Here is a 2,909-nt window from a genome sequence, read left to right on the forward strand (position 1 = left end):
CCTCGCGCAGCCCTCAGGCGGCGCTGGAGCTGCTGTTCGACCTGCTGACCCTGGACGCGGCGCTGATGCAGCGCGGCGTCGCGCCCCGGGACGAGATGTTGCGGGCGATCGACCGGCTAGCGGGTGCGGTGCGGTTCTTCACCCTGGGCGACGGCGGGCTGCCGGATTTCCAGGGCGGCGAGGAGAGCCGAGCGGCCTATGTCGCCGCCGCCCGAGTGGAGGACGGTGGAGAGGACCGGCCGATCCCCTCGGCGCGCAACGGCTATCACCGGCTGGAGGGCAAGAGCCTGCAGGTGGTGGCCGACGCCGCGCCGCCGGCCATCGGCCCCTGGAGCGTCACCGCCTGCGCCCAGCCGCTGGCCATCGAGGTGCTGGTCGGCCGCCAGCGGCTGATCGTCAACGGCGGCTGGTCGCCCGATGCGGTCGGGCCGCCGGCGCTGCGGGTGGCGGACGCCGCCTCCACCGCGACCCTCGGCGACCTGTCATGTGGAGAGCCCTTGCGCGGCGTCGCCGCCAGCGTGCTGGGACCGCGGCTGAACGGCGGTTGCCGTCACGTCGACGCCTATCGCCATGAGGCCGAGGGCGGGCGATGGCTGGAGCTGTCGCACGACGGCTGGGCCCCGCGGTTCGGTCTGCGTCACGAGCGGCGCCTGTACATCGACCCGGCCACCGACGAACTGCGCGGCGAGGACAGCTTCACCCCGCTGACCCCGCCCGACGCCAAGGGCCGCAAGTTCGTGCCGTTCATGGTGCGCTTCCACCTGCACCCCGACGTGCGCGTGTCGCGGGCCAACGACCGCAAGAGCGTGCTGTTGCGCGCCGAGGGCCAGGAGACCGGCTGGTGGCTGCGCAACGACGCCATCGAGGTGGAAGTTGAGCCGTCGATCTACTTCCAGCAGGGCATGCCGAGACGGACCAGCCAGGTGGTGCTGCGCGGGCAGGTGCGGCTGGATTCGGGAGCGCGGATCCGCTGGAAACTGGCCCATGCCGAGGCGTGGCCGCCGCCGCGTTGACTCAGAGGGGGCCGCGCGTATAGCTCCCGCCGTCCCGTGTGACTGGCGACTTCGAGGTGGGCGACCACCGGGGAGCGCGGGGCGCTTTTGAAGCCGCTCGCCTGGGCGCCGATCCTTTCACATCTCAGAAGGAGGCCGCCCGTGCCTGAAGCGCCTGATTTCCCCCCCGCCCCCGACCGCGCCGCCGTGAAGCGCGCCCTGTTGTCGGTGTCCGACAAGACCGGCCTGGCCGACGCCGCCCGCGTGCTGTCGCAAATGGGCGTCGAGCTGGTCTCCACCGGCGGCACCCGCGCGGCCATCGCCGCCGCCGGCCTGCCGGTGAAGGACATCGCCGAGTTGACCGGCTTCCCGGAGATGATGGACGGCCGGGTGAAGACCTTGCATCCGGTGGTGCATGGCGGCCTGCTGGGGGTGCGCGACGCGCCCGAGCACGCCCGCGCCATGGGCGAGCACGGGATCGGCGGCATCGACCTCGTCTACGTCAATCTCTACCCGTTCGAAGCTACGGTGGCGGCCGGCGCGGACTACGCCACGGCGGTGGAGAACATCGACATCGGCGGCCCGGCGATGATCCGTTCGGCGGCGAAGAATCACGCCTATGTCGCGGTGTGCACCGAACCGGCGGACCTGGCCGAGGTGCTGGCCGAGCTGAAGGCGGATGGGACCACCAGCCTGGCGCTGCGCAAGACCCTCGCCGCCCGCGCCTACGCCCGCACGGCGTCCTACGATGCGGCGATTTCCGCGTGGTTCGCCAAGGCGCTGGAAGACCCCGCGCCGCGCCGCCGCGCCTTCGCCGGCGCGTTGGTGCAGACCATGCGCTACGGCGAGAACCCGCATCAGCAGGCGGCCTTCTACGCAGAGGCCAATCCACGGCGGGGGGTGGCGACGCTTCGCCAGCTGCAGGGCAAGGAACTGTCCTACAACAACATCGCCGACACCGACGCGGCGATCGAACTGGTGGCCGAATTCGACGCGGGCGTCTCCGCCGCCGTGGCGATCATCAAGCACGCCAACCCCTGCGGCGTGGCCCTGGGTTCGGATCTGGCCGACGCCTATCGCCGCGCGCTGCAGTGCGACCCGGTCTCGGCGTTCGGCGGAATCGTCGCGGTGAACCGCCGGCTGGACGCCGCCGCGGCCCGCGAGATGGTGGAGATCTTCACCGAGGTGGTCGTGGCCCCCGAGGCCGACGACGAGGCGATCGCGGTGTTCGCCAGGAAGAAGAACCTGAGGTTGCTGCTGACCGGCGGCATGCCCGATCCGGCCAGCGCCGGCGACGTGTTCCGCCAGGTGGCCGGCGGCTTCCTGGTGCAGAGCCGTGACGCCAGCCGCATCACCGCCGCCGACCTGAAGGTGGTGACCAGGCGCCAGCCGACGCCGGACGAAGTGCGCGACATGCTGTTCGCCTTCACCGTCGCCAAGCACGTGAAGTCCAACGCCATCGTTTACGCCCGCGACGGCCAGACAGCCGGGATCGGCGCCGGCCAGATGAACCGCCGCGACTCGGCCCGCATCGCCGCCCTTCGTGCTGGCGAGGCTGCAGAGATGGCCGGCTTGCCGAAGTCGCTGGCCGAGGGCTCGGCCTGCGCCTCGGACGCCTTCTTCCCGTTCGCTGACGGCCTGGAACAGGCGATCGAGGCTGGCGCCACCGCGGTGATCCAGCCGGGCGGCTCGATGCGCGACGCCGAGGTGATCGCCGCCGCCGACGCGGCGGGCGTCGCCATGGCCTTCACCGGGGTGCGGGTCTTCCGCCACTAAGCGCAGCCCGCTCCTCCTCCGCTTCCCCGGGCGAGGAGCTAGCGGGCGCGGCGGGGTGTCTTCGCCGGGCCGGCCGCCTGGCGTGCGGCTTCGGCGACCATTTCGCGCAGGGCGGCGTTGGCGATCGTCAGCTTGGCGAAG

At 72.1% G+C, this 2,909-nt stretch carries 2 protein-coding genes and 1 riboswitch; both genes read left to right on the top strand.

Annotated elements, in window-relative coordinates:
* Positions 1-1,013 (top strand): heparinase II/III family protein (locus Q8M88_RS14540; protein ID WP_305597877.1); only part of this gene is annotated, 1,013 nt, incomplete at its 5' end.
* Between the two features lie 28 nt (positions 1,014-1,041).
* A riboswitch (ZMP/ZTP riboswitch) is annotated at positions 1,042-1,127 on the top strand.
* Positions 1,128-1,154: 27 nt separating this feature from the next.
* Positions 1,155-2,768 (top strand): bifunctional phosphoribosylaminoimidazolecarboxamide formyltransferase/IMP cyclohydrolase, encoded by a 1,614-nt coding sequence (gene purH / locus Q8M88_RS14545; RefSeq protein WP_305597878.1) that lies wholly within the window; start codon positions 1,155-1,157, stop codon positions 2,766-2,768.
* Positions 2,769-2,909: the final 141 nt, after the last annotated feature.

It is taken from the genome of Phenylobacterium sp., assembly GCF_030693805.1.
Taxonomy (GTDB): Bacteria; Pseudomonadota; Alphaproteobacteria; order Caulobacterales; family Caulobacteraceae; genus Phenylobacterium.